This is a genomic window from Psychrobacillus soli (genome assembly GCF_006861775.1).
Taxonomy (GTDB): Bacteria; Bacillota; Bacilli; order Bacillales_A; family Planococcaceae; genus Psychrobacillus; species Psychrobacillus soli.
Genome location: NZ_VDGG01000029.1, coordinates 29,994 through 46,661, shown reverse-complemented (window position 1 = coordinate 46,661; position 16,668 = coordinate 29,994). Strand labels below are relative to the sequence as shown.

The 16,668-nt window shown below is 35.1% G+C and carries 17 protein-coding genes; 10 read left to right on the top strand and 7 right to left on the bottom strand.

Annotation, left to right across the window (positions count from 1 at the left end; all coding sequences use genetic code 11):
* The first annotated feature begins 461 nt into the window (after positions 1 to 461).
* Both mgtE and FG383_RS13855 read left to right on the top strand, forming a co-directional pair.
* A complete protein-coding gene (gene mgtE, locus FG383_RS13860) occupies positions 462 to 1,820 on the top strand; it encodes a magnesium transporter (protein WP_142607989.1) in 1,359 nt (452 codons plus the stop codon).
* 50 nt (positions 1,821 to 1,870) lie between these two features.
* Positions 1,871 to 2,260 carry a hypothetical protein gene (locus FG383_RS13855; RefSeq protein WP_142607986.1) on the top strand — a complete coding sequence of 130 codons (390 nt, stop codon included), beginning with the start codon at positions 1,871 to 1,873 and terminating at the stop codon, positions 2,258 to 2,260.
* A gap of 169 nt (positions 2,261 to 2,429) precedes the next feature.
* On the opposite strand, the gene FG383_RS13850 is transcribed toward FG383_RS13855, so the two are convergent.
* The 4 genes from FG383_RS13850 to FG383_RS13835 all read right to left on the bottom strand — a co-directional run bounded on the left by FG383_RS13850 (position 2,430) and on the right by FG383_RS13835 (position 10,419).
* On the bottom strand, positions 2,430 to 3,191 hold the full coding sequence (locus tag FG383_RS13850) for a CsxC family protein (protein WP_246097010.1): 762 nt from the start codon (positions 3,189 to 3,191) through the stop codon (positions 2,430 to 2,432).
* 756 nt (positions 3,192 to 3,947) lie between these two features.
* Complete coding sequence (locus FG383_RS13845; protein WP_142607985.1) at positions 3,948 to 4,703, bottom strand: CsxC family protein; 756 nt, start codon at positions 4,701 to 4,703, stop codon at positions 3,948 to 3,950.
* 1,019 nt (positions 4,704 to 5,722) lie between these two features.
* On the bottom strand, positions 5,723 to 9,310 hold the full coding sequence (locus tag FG383_RS13840) for a BC_2427 family protein (protein ID WP_142607984.1): 3,588 nt from the start codon (positions 9,308 to 9,310) through the stop codon (positions 5,723 to 5,725).
* A 587-nt stretch (positions 9,311 to 9,897) separates the two neighbouring features.
* Positions 9,898 to 10,419: a CotY/CotZ family spore coat protein gene (locus tag FG383_RS13835; RefSeq protein WP_142607983.1), complete on the bottom strand. Its 522-nt coding sequence runs from the start codon at positions 10,417 to 10,419 to the stop codon at positions 9,898 to 9,900.
* Between the two features lie 131 nt (positions 10,420 to 10,550).
* Here FG383_RS13835 and FG383_RS13830 point away from each other — a divergent pair, with 131 nt between their 5' ends.
* From FG383_RS13830 to FG383_RS13800, 7 genes are all read left to right on the top strand, one after another.
* A complete protein-coding gene (locus tag FG383_RS13830) occupies positions 10,551 to 10,943 on the top strand; it encodes a hypothetical protein (RefSeq protein WP_142607982.1) in 393 nt (130 codons plus the stop codon).
* The gene (spoVAC, locus tag FG383_RS13825; RefSeq protein ID WP_142607981.1) at positions 10,943 to 11,398 is read left to right on the top strand and encodes a stage V sporulation protein AC; all 456 of its coding nucleotides are present in this window, start codon (positions 10,943 to 10,945) and stop codon (positions 11,396 to 11,398) included. The genes FG383_RS13830 and spoVAC overlap by 1 nt, the downstream gene beginning before the upstream one ends.
* Positions 11,392 to 12,399, top strand: coding sequence for a stage V sporulation protein AD (locus FG383_RS13820; protein ID WP_142607980.1), 1,008 nt, complete (start codon positions 11,392 to 11,394; stop codon positions 12,397 to 12,399). The genes spoVAC and FG383_RS13820 overlap by 7 nt, the downstream gene beginning before the upstream one ends.
* A gap of 1 nt (position 12,400) precedes the next feature.
* Complete coding sequence (gene spoVAE, locus FG383_RS13815) at positions 12,401 to 12,766, top strand: stage V sporulation protein AE (RefSeq protein ID WP_142607979.1); 366 nt, start codon at positions 12,401 to 12,403, stop codon at positions 12,764 to 12,766.
* 68 nt (positions 12,767 to 12,834) lie between these two features.
* Positions 12,835 to 12,978 carry a YjcZ family sporulation protein gene (locus FG383_RS13810; RefSeq protein WP_142607978.1) on the top strand — a complete coding sequence of 48 codons (144 nt, stop codon included), beginning with the start codon at positions 12,835 to 12,837 and terminating at the stop codon, positions 12,976 to 12,978.
* A gap of 33 nt (positions 12,979 to 13,011) precedes the next feature.
* Positions 13,012 to 13,257 (top strand): stage VI sporulation protein F, encoded by a 246-nt coding sequence (locus FG383_RS13805; protein WP_142607977.1) that lies wholly within the window; start codon positions 13,012 to 13,014, stop codon positions 13,255 to 13,257.
* A 185-nt stretch (positions 13,258 to 13,442) separates the two neighbouring features.
* Positions 13,443 to 13,748, top strand: coding sequence for a hypothetical protein (locus tag FG383_RS13800; protein WP_142607976.1), 306 nt, complete (start codon positions 13,443 to 13,445; stop codon positions 13,746 to 13,748).
* 48 nt (positions 13,749 to 13,796) lie between these two features.
* Here the strand turns inward: FG383_RS13800 and FG383_RS13795 are convergent, their stop codons facing one another.
* From FG383_RS13795 to FG383_RS13785, 3 genes are read right to left on the bottom strand one after another with little or no spacing between them, the layout of a single operon-like run.
* Positions 13,797 to 14,228, bottom strand: coding sequence for a GNAT family N-acetyltransferase (locus FG383_RS13795; RefSeq protein WP_142607987.1), 432 nt, complete (start codon positions 14,226 to 14,228; stop codon positions 13,797 to 13,799).
* A gap of 6 nt (positions 14,229 to 14,234) precedes the next feature.
* A complete protein-coding gene (locus FG383_RS13790; protein ID WP_142607975.1) occupies positions 14,235 to 14,750 on the bottom strand; it encodes a YjcG family protein in 516 nt (171 codons plus the stop codon).
* A gap of 57 nt (positions 14,751 to 14,807) precedes the next feature.
* Complete coding sequence (locus FG383_RS13785) at positions 14,808 to 15,530, bottom strand: alpha/beta hydrolase (protein ID WP_142607974.1); 723 nt, start codon at positions 15,528 to 15,530, stop codon at positions 14,808 to 14,810.
* A gap of 165 nt (positions 15,531 to 15,695) precedes the next feature.
* Between FG383_RS13785 and FG383_RS13780 the strand changes: the two genes are divergently transcribed.
* The gene (locus tag FG383_RS13780; RefSeq protein WP_142607973.1) at positions 15,696 to 16,280 is read left to right on the top strand and encodes a phosphatidylglycerophosphatase A family protein; all 585 of its coding nucleotides are present in this window, start codon (positions 15,696 to 15,698) and stop codon (positions 16,278 to 16,280) included.
* Positions 16,281 to 16,668: the final 388 nt, after the last annotated feature.

Here is a 16,668-nt window from a genome sequence, read left to right as displayed (position 1 = left end):
TTAGTTCATACTTCTTCTGTACCCAATAAAAAAGAAGATGAATCAGTTTGGTGAAAAAAAAGAGTGAACTAGAAACAATTTTTCGTTATTTTTTATGGAGTATTTCTAAAGTATACAGCTATGGGCGTCGACTCCTACCGGATAAGTGAGCATAATGAGACTTCTCAGGCGTCCGCCTAAGCGGCGGTGAAGGCTCATCGCTCACCCCACGGAAAGCGTCCGCCCAGCAGCGGAAATCCCAGCGGACACTCATTTTCAACCCACTACCGCGTAGTATCCCTATTATGCGCACTATTCCACATCGGTTTCGCAAAGTTGTAAATTTAGTTTCAGAATGATTTCCCGGGGAATAATACAAAGTGGAGCAACTCTTTTTTTCTGTGAAAGAGGTTGCTTATTCGTTTTTAAGCTCATACAATGAGAGATGAAAGTTGGAAGGAGGGAAAAGTGTGAAAGAAGAAATGAATCAACTACAATTAGAAGAATCGAAATTAGTCGATTTCTTAAGTAATGATTTAATGGATGCATTTAGAGAAGAATTTATGCAACTACATCCTTATGATCAATCGCTATTTTTTGAAAAGGTGGACCCAGAAATACGAAAGAAAATCTTTCACTACCTATCTCCTAAAGAAATGGCCGAACTGTTTGAAGCAACAAAATTTGAAGAAGAACAATATGAATTTTATTTAAAAGAGATGGATACAACTTATGCAGCAGACATGCTTTCCTATATGTATGCTGATAACGCGGTAGACGTATTAAATGAGTTAGGAAAAGATCAAGTCGCTAGCTATTTAAGTATAATGGATGTAGAATCTGCACAAGAAATTAAAGATCTTCTCCATTATGAAGAATATACAGCTGGATCTATTATGACAACAGAATATGTAGCAATTCCAGAAACGTCCACTTGTCGTTCAGCAATGACTATACTAAGAAACGAAGCACCAAAAGCTGAAACAATTTATTACTTATTTGTAGTTAGTGAGGAACATCAATTAACTGGGGTTATTTCCTTGCGAGATTTAATTATTGCAGATGAAGATACGCTTATTAAAGAGATTATGAACGAACGTGTCGTTAGCGTATTAGTAAGCGCCGACCAAGAAGAAGTTGCACATATGATTAAAGACTATGATTTCTTAGCAGTACCGGTAGTCGATTTTGAACAGCATCTACTCGGCATTGTTACAGTCGATGATATTATCGACGTATTAGAGGAAGAAGCATCCGATGATTATTCGAAGCTAGCCGGTGTTTCGGATATGGATACATTTGACAAAAGTCCGTTTCAAGCTGCCAAAAAAAGGCTTCCTTGGCTTATTATTTTGTTGTTTTTAGGAATGATGACTGCAAGTTTGATGAGCGTGTTTACAGAAACATTAGAGAAAGTGGCATTGCTCGCTGTTTTTATCCCTTTAATATCTGGAACAGCAGGAAATAGTGGCACGCAGGCATTAGCAGTTGCGATTAGAGGGATTGCGACAGGGGATATTGAAAAGCAAAGTAAAATGCGGCTTCTTGCAAGAGAAGCTGGGACTGGTTTAACTACAGGGATATTATGTGGAATTATAGTAGTTGGTATTGTTTTCTTTTGGAAGCATGATTTAGTAATTGGCTTATTAGTTGGGGCAGCCATTTTTGTGTCCATCTTTGTTGCGACAATCTGCGGTTCGTTTATTCCTTTATTGATCCAACGTATGAAAATAGATCCCGCTGTTGCATCTGGACCGTTTATAACAACGATTAATGATGTCATTAGTATTTTAATATATCTTGGGCTTGCGACGGTATTTATTTCTTCCTTACAGGTCTAGTTCACATTATTTTAGCTAAATGCATAAAGTAAAGGAAAAAGGATGTGTCTGTGAACTCTTATAATGATCCTTTAATCTATATAAAAGGTCCGCCGGTTTTCCATCTTCCACCTCGAGAAAAGGTGGATATTCAAATGGAAGAGCAAGAAATAGATCAAGAAATTGAGCAAGATGAAAGTACTTCTATTTATGAAATACGTTCGAGTATGACGGATAAGACAATCGTTATTTTAGAGAAGTTGAAATTTTTAGAGAAACCATTTCAACGGAAAGTATATCGCCCACTAGTATTCCATTTGGAAGATGGTGTTCATCTACAAGGGGAAGTGGAAAAAGTGGAAGGTGAATTTGTTACATTTTTTATTGGAGCAGGAGAATTAATGAGATACCGAGTGGATCAAGTGAAAAGAATAGTGTGGCGTGGAGTCGAAATGAAGTAAGTAAATAAACCTCTATCCAGTAAGTAGATAGAGGTTTATATTTAAAATCTATTCGTTTAATTACAGCTTTTACTTGAAGGAATTCTAAAGAATTATTAATTGTATTGTATCAAATTCCACTTAGCAAAGTAAATTTCCTGGTGAGTGACCCCTGTGAGGAATTACTAATTTAGCATAATGGTCCTAAAGAAGGAACTCTCACTTGTCTCTCTTGTAATACTTTTAGAGTTAGGTCAACTACGATTTTTTCGCGAAGAACATTAAACGTATCGCCCGCAGCTGTCGGAGTTGGAGAAAAGTCGATTTCAAAGAAATCTGCGCTAATTAACTCACAATATGGTTGATCATTATAAATTACGCTATTTTCAAAGAAGTATTTATCTAAACGTGGAGCATCACTATTTCTAGGATTAATGTATCGTGATCTGCTTTCTGAAGATCCACCTAGGATAGGGTACAGGATAAAGTCCCCACCTTTATTAATATCACCTTTTAGATCTGCGAAACCGGAAAATGGAACAGTAGCAATTCGATCACGAATAGTTCCATTACAAGCTGCTGTAGCATATTCAATATCTTTGCGGATATATCCTTCTACAAACAACTTAGCTCTTGTAACTGTACGGATCCCTGGGCATGAATCTTCCTCAAATTTAACAGGTACAAGTTTACATTGCGTTAGAAATACATCTTTATATACTCTTTTAATTTCGCCTGCTGCTGGATTTAGCGTAATATTTGCTTCCACAACAATTTGAAGTGTAGTTTCTGCTAAAACAGCTGGGACTTTAATAATCGGTACATAACCTGAGGGAAGTACACAAGGTGTTGCTGGTTCATCTTTTAAAGGTATTAGCGACGTAGCATCTACCAAACAAGAAGGATCAACAGGTGAACAATTCGCATTACTTGTTTCATTAATTTGTCTCATTAATATCACCTCCTTTCAATAATTCACATTAGTTACTGTCATTTGTTAACTCAAGTTGACATGCTAAATTGCTTGTGAATACCTCAAAAGAGGTATAGTAGTTAAGCGTATAGAGATTCAAGGGAATCTTCATTTTTTCATTCTATAAAATGACTTAACTATTGTTCTACCTACCTGAGCATCTTTTATCTATCAACTTGATTTACTAATCTACATTCCTATAGTATGTTGCTGAAGTTACTGTGTGTAAGCGTTTATAATAGGTAGTTCAAGAATAATTTGATTTTGAAGAGGAAAGTAATTTTTAGAGAAATCGATACGTTGGGTATTTAGATATTTGTCCAAAAGCTCCCCCAACATTATTAGGAACGTCTAATCTATTGAGTACACCATTGAGCTCTTTTATTATTTCTCTCGACTGAATTTATTTATCTACACTCTCAATATATGTTGTGTAAGCTACTAGTGTATAAACGTTTATAATGGGTATATCAATAGTTTTTTGATTTTGATACAGAGAGCAGTTTTTAGTTTAGTGAATTAGGTAAAGGAAATTAATTTTTACTAATTTTTGTCTGTAAATAGACTTTAACTCAGTCCCCCAAATACACTATTTAGTTATGAGGAGTCTGATGGGTCTTCTTATATGCTTAGCTCATTAAGCGGCAACCTACCTATTGAAGAAACCGTTGGCCGTAATGCACCAACGGTTTCTTCCGTTTTCTGATTTTAAATCTTGTCTATAATGAATGGATTTTAACAGTCACCTAGAGATTCGATGCTCACTTGTCGTACTTGTAATACTTTTAGCGTTAGGTCAACTACAATTTTCTCACGAAGGGTATCATAGGTTTCGTCTGCATTTACAGGATATGGAGATAAATCAAGTTCAAAGAAATTTGCACTAATTAATTCGCAATATGGTTGCTCATTATAAAAAACTCTATTTTCAAAGAAGTATTTATCTAGGCGAGGATTATGATTGTTTTTTGAATCAATAAACCGAGATCTACTTTCTGAAGATTTACCTAGAATAGGGAAAAGTATAAAATCCCCACCTTCATTGATATCACCTTTGAGATCTGTATATCCAGAGAATGGAATATTAGCAATTCGATCATGAATTACTCCATTACAATCCTCCGTTGCGTATTCAATATCTTTGCGTATATATCCTTCTATAAACAATTTGGCCCTTGTAACCGTACGTAAACCTGGACATACTTCCTCGTCGAATGCTGATGGAACAAGCTTACATTGTGTTAGAAAAACATCTTTATACACTCTTTTAATTTCGACTGCAGGTGGGGTCAACGCAATATTTGCTTCTACAACGATTTGAATTTTGCTCTCTGCCAATACAGCTGGTACTTTAATAATCGGTCTGAAATTCGCGGGAATTACACAAGGCTTTACTGGATCATCTTTTAAGGGTATGAGTGAATTTGCTTCTACGACACAAGGAATATCAATAGGATTATCCTCATTATTTGTATCATTTTGTTGACTCATCAACATTTCCTCCGTTCATTCTTTTCAATTTTCTTTACGTTTCTTTCTAGGGTATGTTGAGTAGGGCATTCGTGTATAAGCAACTAGCACAGATGGATAATATTGTGGGCAATTATGATAGGTAATAAAATGATGGAAGTAAAAAAATGTCTTTAATAACAAGGTTGTTTATTATCCAATAAATTCAAGGTAGTATTCCATTACAGTCTAAGTTCACGTTCGTCGTGTCCTAACGACTATATAACATGCATCCTCCAGGTCCCCATTGTACTCTTATACATAAATACGAAAGCTTTAGTTTAATGAGGGTAAAGGCTGCCAAAGATCGACGCATTGCGCTTCAATCAACCAAGATGCTGACTAATCAGCATCTAGGCTATAAAAACCTTAGATTAATAAATTCGGCAAAGCTAAATCCAATATTATGTAGTTTTTCAATGTGTGAATCCAGAAAATGTATAAGAGCTACAAGCAAGCGGATCATTGAGAGCAACTAAACCTATTAAGAATAGCAACCAAACTACTCCTGGAAGCAACCAATCTATCATAGAAAGCAACCATTTCTCAAAGTAAAGGGTTTACTTGAATTGAAATGCCAATTTCTCCTATTACAATATGAAAAATTTAGATGATATGTAATAATTTGAAGTGTTTAGGAGTGATGGTGTTGCGTATCATTTACTCTAAAGTGAACCGAAACATATAAGGGTAAGTCATGGTGTTTTCTTTATTTGAAAAAATAAAATGGAGCGAGACGGATAATGGACAAACGTGATTAATGAATAAAATATAGATTCAGCACATCCAATATCCATTCAAAAAGACGACTTTAAATTCAACATTCGAATTTAAAGTCGTCTTTTTAGGATGCCGATAAAAATTATAAGCTTTTCCGTGGCCCATGTTTGATTAGTGAGGATCATTTTAAAAAGTTAGGTTCCTAAGTAGTTCATCTAATCCAATATGAAATATAGTAATAGTATAAATTAAGCGAGAAAATAAGTTTTTCAATTGTTTACCTATATATTCTTATGCTGACTAGTAGCTATTGTAATTTTTTGTATTTGAAGTAATTGAACCATTAAATCTAAAACAATTTTTTGACGTAGTGGATGAAAAAAGTTTTCTAACTTCGTTGGTTTTGATTTTTCGTTTTCTTTATGAACAGTCGTGTATTCAATGTTTTGATAGATATATCCTTCTATAAATAGTTTTCCTTTTAATGCTTTAAGTGCCTCATCATCTTTTGAATGTGAGAACTCAGCAGGTACAAACTTGCAATTTGTCAATTCAACTTTTTTAGAAATTTCTTTTACTTTATAGATTTCTTCGTCAAATAGGATATCTTCCTCCAAACAGATTTCAATGTTATATTCTCCTACTATAACTGGAACTTTGATACTTATAGATTCATGAGATGGACATGTATTATTTGAATTTCTTGTTTTTATTGAAAGTGAATCATGTATCGGAACCACAGTTGATTGAGAATATTGCTTTTTCTCTTTCGTATCGGCTTGATAAGTATGATCAAAGTCAGTTAAAGATATGATTTCATGAGATTTAAATCCAACTAGATGACAATAGGGTTCTTCGTGGTAGTAGGTTATCGTATTAAATAGTTTTGTAGCCAAGTGGGGTATTTGTTTGTTACTTGGGTCAATAAATTTAAAAGTATTTTGAGTTGTATTACCAAAAATGGGAGGATGTAGGAAACTATCCATTTCAGCAAAAGTGGAAATTGGAATTTTTAAAGTCATTGAGCGTACTCTTGTTTGTTTATAAAGATCATTAGTTTGAGTACTTTTATTGATATCGTCGGATTCTAGTTCAACTTTGTTATTTTCAGAAACATCTTCTATTAAGGGATTATGCTCAGGCAAAGAGATGGACTCCTGTTTTGTCACAGATTCCATCTGATAATCAGGTTTACCTTCGTCATCACTCGTATTTCCAATTATAGGAGGATGAAGTGAATTTCGGATTTTCTTAAAAGTAGCAATAGGAATTATTATAGAAGTGGGGCGCATTTCTGAATTTTCATTAAGCATACTGGATTGGTCGGCTTCAAGATCGACTACATTTTTTTCAATATCATTCATTTCTAAAATATCTTCCAGATTATACTCCGGCAAAGAGATGGACTCCTGTATTGTCACAGATTCCATCTGATGATCAGGTTTACCCTCGTCATCACTCGTATTTCCAATGATAGGAGGATGAAGCGAATTTCGGATTTTCCTAAAAGTAGCAATAGGAATTTTAATAGAAGTTGGGTGCACTTCTGAATTTTCATTAAGCATACTAGGGTGAGGTGGTTCAAGATCGACTACAATTTTCTCAGCATCATTCGTTTCTAAAATGTCTTCCACATTATACTCAGGCAAAGAGATGGACTCCTGCCCTGTCACCGCTTCTACTTGGTGATTAGATTCAGTGTCCTCGTCATCACTCGTATTTCCAATGACGGGATGAGTAAAATTTCGGATTTTCCTAAAAGTAGCAATAGGAATTATTATAGAAGTGGGGCGCATTTCTGAATTTTCATTAAGCATACTGGATTGGTCGGCTTCAAGATCGACTACATTTTTTTCAGAATCATTCATTTCTAAAATGTTTTCCAAATTATGCTCAGGCAAAGAGATGGACTCCTGGTCTATCACAGCTTTTATTTGATGATTAGGTTTAGCACTAGTATTTCCAATGACGGGATGAGTAAAATTTCGGATTTTCCTAAAAGTAGTAATAGGAATTTTGATAGAAGTGGGGCGCATTTCTGAATTTTCATTAAGCATACTGGATTGGTCGACTTCAAGATCGACTACAATTTTCTCAGCATCATTCATTTCTAAAATGTCTTCCACATTATACTCAGACAAAGAGATGGACTCCTGCTCTGTCACAGTTTCGACTTGGTGATTAGATTCAACGTCCTCGTCATCACTCGTATTTTCAATGATAAGATGAAGAAAATTTCGGATTTTCCTAAAAGTAGTAATAGGAATTTTGATAGAAGTGGGGCGCATTTCTGAATTTTCATTAAGCATACTGGATTGGTCGACTTCAAGATCGACTACAATTTTCTCAGCATCATTCATTTCTAAAATATCTTCCAGTTTATACTCTGGCAAAGAGATGGACTCCTGCTCTGTCCCAGCTTCCATCTGATGATTAGGTTTACTCTCGTCATCACTCGTATTTCCAATGATCCGAGAATGAAGCGAATTTCGGATTTCTCTAAAAGTAGTAATAGGAATTTTGATAGAAGTGGGGCGTACTTCTGAATTTTCATTAAGCGTACTAGGATGAGATGGTTCAAGATCGACTACAATTTTCTCAGCATCATTCATTTCTAAAATGTCTTCCAGATTATACTCTGGCAAAGAGATGGACTCCTGCTCTGTCACAGCTTTCATCTGATGATTAGGTTTACTCTCGTCATCACTCGTAATTCCAATGATCCGAGAATGAAGCGAATTTCGGATTTTCCTAAAAGTAGCAATAGGAATATTAATAGAAGAGGAACGTACTTCTGAATTTTCATTAAGCGTACTAGAGTGGTCGCTTGCAAGTTCAACTACATTTTTCTCAGCTTCATTTATTTCCAAAGTGTTTTCCAAATTGTACTCAGGCAAAGAAATGGACTCTTGATCTGTCCCAGCTTTCATTTGGTGATTAGGTTCATCGTTTTCATCATCTTTCGTATTTCCAATGGCAGGAGGGTAAAGCAAGTGATGGATTTTCCTAAAAGTAGCAATAGGAATTTTTATAGAAGTGGAGTGTATTTCTTTGTACTCATTATTATGACTAGTATCATCGTTTTCCAACTTGTATGTGATTTCATCAACAAAATTAGCTTGAGTGGTCTCACTTTTCGAAACATCTTCTACTAGGGGGGAATACTTAGGCTGAATCGGTGTCTCCAGTTCTAGCGTATCTTCGATTTGATGAATATCCTCCGTTTCATTGGCAGAAATTGTACTACCAACGATAGGAGAAAAGAGTGAATCAGGAGTTTTTATAGTTTTGGATTGTGTTTCTAAATGTTTGTTACGCTCATTAGTAGAATTTGTTTCATAGACATTATCATGCAGTTTATCTGTATGTGCTTTGATGGTAATGTCCGTTTCATATGAAATAATCTTTCTATAACTATTTCGTGTATTGTGTAATTTATGCTTTTTCTTCTTTGTTAAAATTTCACTTAGATCAACTCTTTCGACTTCACCGACAGAATTTGGCTTTGTATTTGAATGGCTAGTAGCATTACTTATTTCAATACTTTTTCTATAATACTTCCTTTTTTTATGTGATTTGTTCATTTTCCTGACTTTAAAAGTATTCAATAAAGTATCTATTTCGACTATATCATTCGCACTTTGCTTAGCAGCAGATTTGGGAGTTACGCTATTGTTTTCTGAATTCTTTTTGATTAATTGTTCATAATCGGGAATTAGAGAAAACGAAAATACATTTTTTTGATCGAAAATAATTTTCTGCATTAATTCATAGTTAATCCATGGAATTGTCGTTTTACCCTGCTCATGTTGAAAATCGGGAGCAATAGAAAACGAAAATACATTTTTTTGTTTTAAATTTTTTTTCAATATATCTTCATAGTTGAACCATAAAATTGTCGAACCCTCCTTTTTTATAAATTGAAAATCAGGAGTAAAAGTAACGTAAATAATTATTGATAAAATGTTTATTTCCTGCTTCTTAATAGTTGATCCGTGGAGTTGAAATAATACCTTTCTTATCATGCCATTTGTTCATCTATAATTGTAGCTCCTTGTACATCGGTGGTCTTAGGCATTAGGCGTTACTTTTATATTATTCATTTTTCCCCAATAAGTTCTTCCCCTTCTTATAAGTTGTATGCTGGAGTAACAGCTTCAAGAATGTTTTTCTACATTTTTAAGAAGAAGAGAGAACAATGTATGTAAAAATATTAAAGGGCTAAAATAAGAAACATTAAGTTAGTAAGTTGTAAAGTCGTTATTTATCATAACATGACGTTTTTCAATGGGCTTGTCCTTTTTAAAAGAAAATATAGCCCCTGCCCAAAACTCATCGTAGAAGCGAGTGCTTGACCGGTGCAGATATTTTCTTATGTATTTTATTTGTTGCTTTTCATTCAAAGACCGTTCGGGGATTGGCCCGAACGGAAATAGACACTACAATGATGAAACGATCAGTCACATACATTTAAAAATACATCTGCTACACATTCAATTGCACAGAAACAATTTAAATCTACTGTAATACAGCTACCTGTTAATCTAAAATTACGAACTTTACAAAGTTTTCTTAAATTAATTTTTGTACCCTCTTCATTCAACAAATCAACTTCATGTCTATTCGCATCAAGTGGTTCTAAAACGCGTAATGTTGCGCAACAACCGTCAAAAATATCTTCTACACGGAAATAGACTGAAATGCAATCATTATCGCAGTTATCTGTGTCACGGAAAAATGCTTTAAATGGATTCCCATCTTTTGTTAGTAGCATGAAAACTCGTGTATCCGCTCGATGACGAGCAGCAGGACTAACTAGACCACCAAGTGGTTCTAAGAAACAGTTTGTAGGACACTGTGGGCACTCGTCGTTTGTTGCTTGATCTTGAATGTCTTTAATCGCACGAACAACATCACAAACGCAACCTCTATCATGTTTCTTATTATCAGTTACGTCTTCAACTCTTCCACAACCCATTGAATTCACCTCCTTTTTATCTCTTTCTAATCTATGTAGCTTCTTCCTAAAGGATAGGGCAAATATCTCGATGGCTTTCGTATATTTCATTTTTCAGAGGTCATACTAATTTAAAAAGGAGCAAATATCCTATGAAAATAATCAAGTATGTTCTTTTGCTTTTCCTTTTATTAACTGCCTGTTCAAATGAAACAGACCAAGTAATGTATCCTAGTAATGATTTACCAGAACTAAAACAAGTATTGAACAGTAATGAGGCAGTTTATGGTTTCAAAGGAATTGTAGACAAAGATGATGTCCTTGTTTCAATTGATATACGAAGGATGAATCAATTCAAAGAAAATAAAATAGCAAAAAAAATAACAAAGCAATTAGAAGAAAAGTATCCGGATAAAGAATTTCTTGTGACAAATGATTTGAAGCTAAAATGGGAAATTGAAAAAATAATGAAGCAAGAACTAAAAACAGAGGAGCTAACTAAATCTGTAGAAAAAATAAAATCTTTATTAAAGGAAGAGACATAATGGAACAAAAACAATTCGATAAATTAGTCGAAAGACAGACCCCAAAGCCAGTATTATTTGTGAATATATTGAAAGCATTTTTAGTAGGAGGAACTATTTGTACGATAGGGCAGCTAATTACTTTTTTTTATATACGATTCTTCTCTTTTACAGAAAGAACTGCTGCAAATCCAACAGTAGCTACGATGGTGTTCATTGTAATGATATTAACGGGAACTGGTCTATACAAAAAGATTTCGCAATTTGGTGGAGCCGGATCTGCAGTACCGGTAACCGGATTTGGAAATGCAGTCATTTCAGCTGCAATTGAACATAAATCTGAAGGCTACGTATTAGGTATCGGTGGGAACATATTCAAGTTAGCTGGTTCTGTAATTGTATTCGGGGTACTTTCAGCTTTTTTTGTCGCTTTAATTAAAACAATTTTAGTGAAAATAGGAGTGGTCTCATGGTAAATACATTTGGGACAATTCAATTTAAGGAAATGCCTAGTATAGCAAGCACAGGTGTCGTTGTAGGGCCAATGGAAAAAGATAGCCCTTTTGCTGCTTCATTTGATGAAATTCTTCCATTAGAGAATGAAAAAGATGAAACATACGAACAAGCAAATACACGTTTTATCGAAAAAGCTTGTGCAGTGACCATTCAAAAAGGCCATGAGCAGATGGAAAATATCGATGTATTTATTGGAGGGGATTTGATTAATCAACTATCTCCCACAAATTTTGCTGCAAGGCAATTAGCTATTCCCTTTTTAGGTGTTTTTTCTGCTTGTGCAAGTTCTATGGAATCGATTATTCTTGGTAGTCTTCTATTAGAATCAGGTAATGCAAAATCTATTTTAGCTGGAGCATCTAGTCATCATCCAACTGTAGAAAGGCAGTTTAGATACCCATTGGAGTATGGGGGACAAAAACCCGGAACTGCTCAATGGACGGTAACTGCTGCAGGTTTTGCACTTCTTCAAAAACATGCAAAAAATGCGCCGATTATTACACATGCTACGATTGGAAGAGTAATCGATGGAGGTCAGAAAAACCCTTTACATATGGGAGCAGCAATGGCACCGGCAGCAAGAGATACAATAGAAAGACATTTAAAAAATACGAATAGTAGGATGGCAGACTATGACCTGATTATGACTGGAGATTTAGGGAAGATTGGGTTGTCCATCTTAAAGGAAATGTTTCAAGATGAAGATAGTGGAGTAATTTTACAAGATGCTGGAGCTCAATTTTATGGAGAAGATTCCTTTTTCAATGCAGGTGCTAGTGGTGCAGGTTGTTCAGCAGCAGTATTTTTTAGTCATATATATAAACAATTAAAAAATGGTGTATTTAATCGCGTGTTACTCGTTGCAACAGGGGCACTCTTATCACCTTTAACATTTCAACAAGGGGAAACAATTCCTTGTATTGCGCATGCCATTGAATGCCGTATGGAAAAGAGGGGATAACATGATTTCTTCATTAATTACTTCATTTGTTGTTGGTGGTCTTTTTTGTGTAATAGGTCAAATTTTGATGGACGCTTTCAAACTTACGCCTGCTCATACTTTAAGCACGCTAGTAGTATTCGGATCTATTTTAGATGGTTTTGGTTTATATGAACCACTAATTGATTTTGCAGGAGCTGGTGCAACAATTCCTATTACTTCGTTTGGGAATTCTTTAACGCATGGGGCACTGGCTGAGGCAGAAAAGCATGGACTTATAGGTGTAATAACAGGAATGTTCGAAGTAACGAGTTCTGGTATTAGCGCTGCTATAATATTTGGGGTAATTGGTGCATTTATTTTTCAAAAGCGGAATACGACCTACTAGTTAATTCGCCCTTTTTCTTAGTACCCTCTTTGCATATGATAAATGGAAGAGGAGAGGAGGGAAAGGATATGTACGACTACTGTGGTGGAGGATATCCCGGCTATGGCGGAGGCTATGGCGGCGGATGTGGTGGAAATAAAAGTTCTACATTTGTATTAATCGTTGTTTTATTCATCTTATTAATTATTGTCGGAGCTAGCTTTCTCCCTTAAATCAAGATAATCAAACTGTGAGGGGGAAAAGTAATGCAAAATTCATTTTTTAAAGCAATAGAAAATAAAACTGGAGTATCGATGGAAGAACTTTTTACGCTTGCGAATGCCATCTCATATGCTGATTTTACGGATGAAAAACAGGTGCGTAAAATAGTAAGAAAAGTTGGTAGGCTAGCAAAAAAGCCAGTTTCTCAAGAGTTGGAAGATGAACTAACGAAATCCATTTTACAAAGTGGAAGCTCGTTAAGTTTAAAGGATATAGAAAAGCTTCTATAAGTTTCGATTGAATATTGAATTTTCTTTCGATGGATGAAGTCAAAACTAAAGCCCCAGGAAGATGGCCTCTATTTTATCCACCAAGTTGGATAAAACAGAGTTTCAACTTCACTGGGGCTAGCTTGTTTAGTTAATAATATTTTTGGGTAATAGACATATATATATATTAGATGGAGGTGGAAAAGATGGGCTATATTATTCCAATTCAACCAATACAATCGCAGATTTACGCTAATCGGATGTTGATGGATGAGTACAATTTTGCTTATATTAATAATGTTTACGGCATTAAAATGAAATCAATATTTGAGGAGCACTTAGAAAAACAAGAAAAAGAGCTCAAAGAAAAAGAAAAAAAGCAACTATCGGAACTAAAAGAACCATCCAACCTGCCACTATTTAATGGTTTTATACAACCAAACCCGATTAATTTATCCCCAATAATTGCAGAAATTAGTGGTAAAGGTAACAATGTGAATCTTTATGTATAGCAGTATAAAACCGCTAAACGAGTATAATTTCGTTTAGCGGTTTTATGGTTAAGTTAAACTTTTATCCATTGCTCGATGAGGTATACCTGCCTCTAAAAATTCCGGAGATGTAATCGTATAATTTCTTTTTTCATAAAATGGAATAGCATGGCTTTGCGCATTTAACTTCAGCTTCTGAAAACCATTCGAAAATGCATAGTCTTCCATACATTCCATCATTAAATTACCAAGACTTTTACCTCGATACTCAGGTAAAATACAAACACGTTCTACTTTACCAATAGCCGGTTCAGTCGAACGAATACGACCTGCACCAAAAGGTATATCTCCATCATAAGCAACAAAATGAATTGCCTCAGCATCATATTCGTCTAATTCTAGATGAAGTGGTACATCTTGCTCTTCTACAAAAACTTTTCGTCGAATGACGATTGCATCTTCATATTCTTTTTCAGTCTCTACTTTTTTTGCGATAACCACCAATACTTACTCAGCTCCAGACAATCTAAATGTTTCGTAAACGGTCCAAGAACCATCTTCTAGTTGATATAATAAATGAAGGCGGTCGATTTGTTCCTCAAACTCCGCACCTATCATCTTTAATTGAGGATAAATATCGTCGTGTTCACTAGAATTCATTTTTTGTGCAATTGTAATATGTGGGACAAATGCATAGCTGTCCTCGTCATTAAAACCAATATCATTTAAATTTTTGTGTAAAGAGAGTAATTCGTCAGTTGGTTCTACCTTGAAGTAAATAGCATTTGTAACAGGTGCAAATGAACTAACTTTTGTCGTTTTTAACGTAAACGGTTTATGTTCTTTTACTACGTTTGCTACATTTTCTGCGATTTGCTTGATTTCGTTCTCGTTTGCTTCGAATACTCCTTTAACCGTCATATGCGGTGTGATTAATGCATAATGAGGGTCATAGCGCTTTCTATAAGAGTTAGCAAAATCCTGTACTTTTTTAGATGGGAAAGCAACAATACCGTATTTCATTTTTCATTACCTCCTCGAAGTTTTTATAGATCACATAACAAGTATAACAAAAAAAAATTATAAGCCGAAATTGTTTTGTAATGATCTTTTCATATCTGGTTGCCAAAGCTTCCAAGTATGGTCACCATCTAATTCGTCATAAAACGTGGAAAATCCTTTTTTTATTATTAAATTATGCAAATCTCTATTTGGGGTGACGAAATCGGTTAATAATCCGTCTCCTGTTTTAACTGCGAGCTCGTCTTTTCCGAAGACATGATAAAGTGAAAACGCATGTACTTCTTTATGATTTTCCAATTGATCTAATACATATTCATTTACGAGTGGAGAATGTAAAATAACTTTTCCAAATGTATTTGGATATTGAAGCGCTGTCAGTAAAGACACAGTTGCAGCTAAAGAATCACCAATTAATGCACGTCCCATGCCAATTTGATAAGTAGGATAGTTTGCATCTATGTACGGGATAAGTTCCTGTGCTAAAAATCGAATATACGCCTGATGATTCTTGCCTTCAGGATGATACTTCTCTCTGCGGTCTTTGACATTTTTGTAAGGTACACCAATAATGATTAAGTTTTCAATCTCTCGCTGTTCATATAGCTCATCTGCAACGCGAGTAATTCGTCCTAACTGAAAATAATCTTTTCCATCGTTTGCGATAAGAATAGAATATTTATACAATGGGGAATAATTGGGTGGTAAGTAAATAAGTAATTGCATTTCTTCCTGCAAAGCGTCGCTAAAAAGCGTTAAGTCTTGCACAACTCCTCGGTTCATATGGATCCTCCTACAAGTTATCATGTTGTATTGAAATTGTAACATATACATGTACAGAGGTATAATAATCATCTATTAAAAAGCAAGGGTGCTTTAGAATTCATTGGATCGTATAGTCGTTAAGTGCAAAAGTTTCGAAAAAACCTAGAAAAAGGGGACATTTAAATGGATAGACAAACGTCAAGAATACATTCAAGAGTAGTGGAAAAAGCAGCAAACGATGCACTATTACGAAGAGGCGTTACAATCGAAGAAATTTCTAAAATCGTGTATGAAATGCAAATGCCATATAATAAAGGTTTGACGATTGATCATTGTGTGGAATCGGTTAAAAGTGTTCTGAAAAAAAGGGAAATGCAACATGCCATTTTAGTAAGTATTGAATTAGATGAGCTTGCAGAGAAAAAGATGTTGTCTGCGCCATTACAACAAATTGTAGAAGCAGATGAGGGATTATTTGGCGTCGATGAAACAATTGCACTAGGAGCAGTGTTTACGTATGGTAGTATTGCTGTTACTACTTTTGGTCATTTAGATAAAAATAAAATTGGCATTATCTCAAAGCTTGATACGAAAATCGGGAACGGTGTGCATACTTTTTTAGATGATATCGTATGTAGCATTGCGGCAAGTGCGGCGTCTCGCCTAGCCCATCGCACGAGAGATTTAGAGGAAGCAAATGAGACATTTGAGGATATTACACCAGAAGAAACTGCCCCTGAATCGAAAATAAAAGACGTAAGAACATAATTAAACTGTAAAAAAATCCTGAGTTGCTTCATCAAGCGATTCAGGATTTTTATTATGGAAGAAATTATAAATTCTAGTACGTGGATAACTATAACATGTGGCATTTATTATATAGTATGTATTATAGGGAAACTGCTTCTTAACAAGCTTTATCAGGTGACCGCTGTGATTTTGCCCAACAGAGGAACAAAGGCTCAGAGCGCCACAGGCAACGCCTTCGTGACCAACATCCTGTTGGCCTCGGCAGGAGTCGCCGCCAGCAGCGAAAATCAATAGAAATTGCTTGCTTATTCAGTATCAACTCGCTAAAAACAAAATTTCCGCAGTTTTTCGAATGTATGTATCCAGTAAATGGCATAGGGCAACAAACAGGTCAGTAAAAGCAACC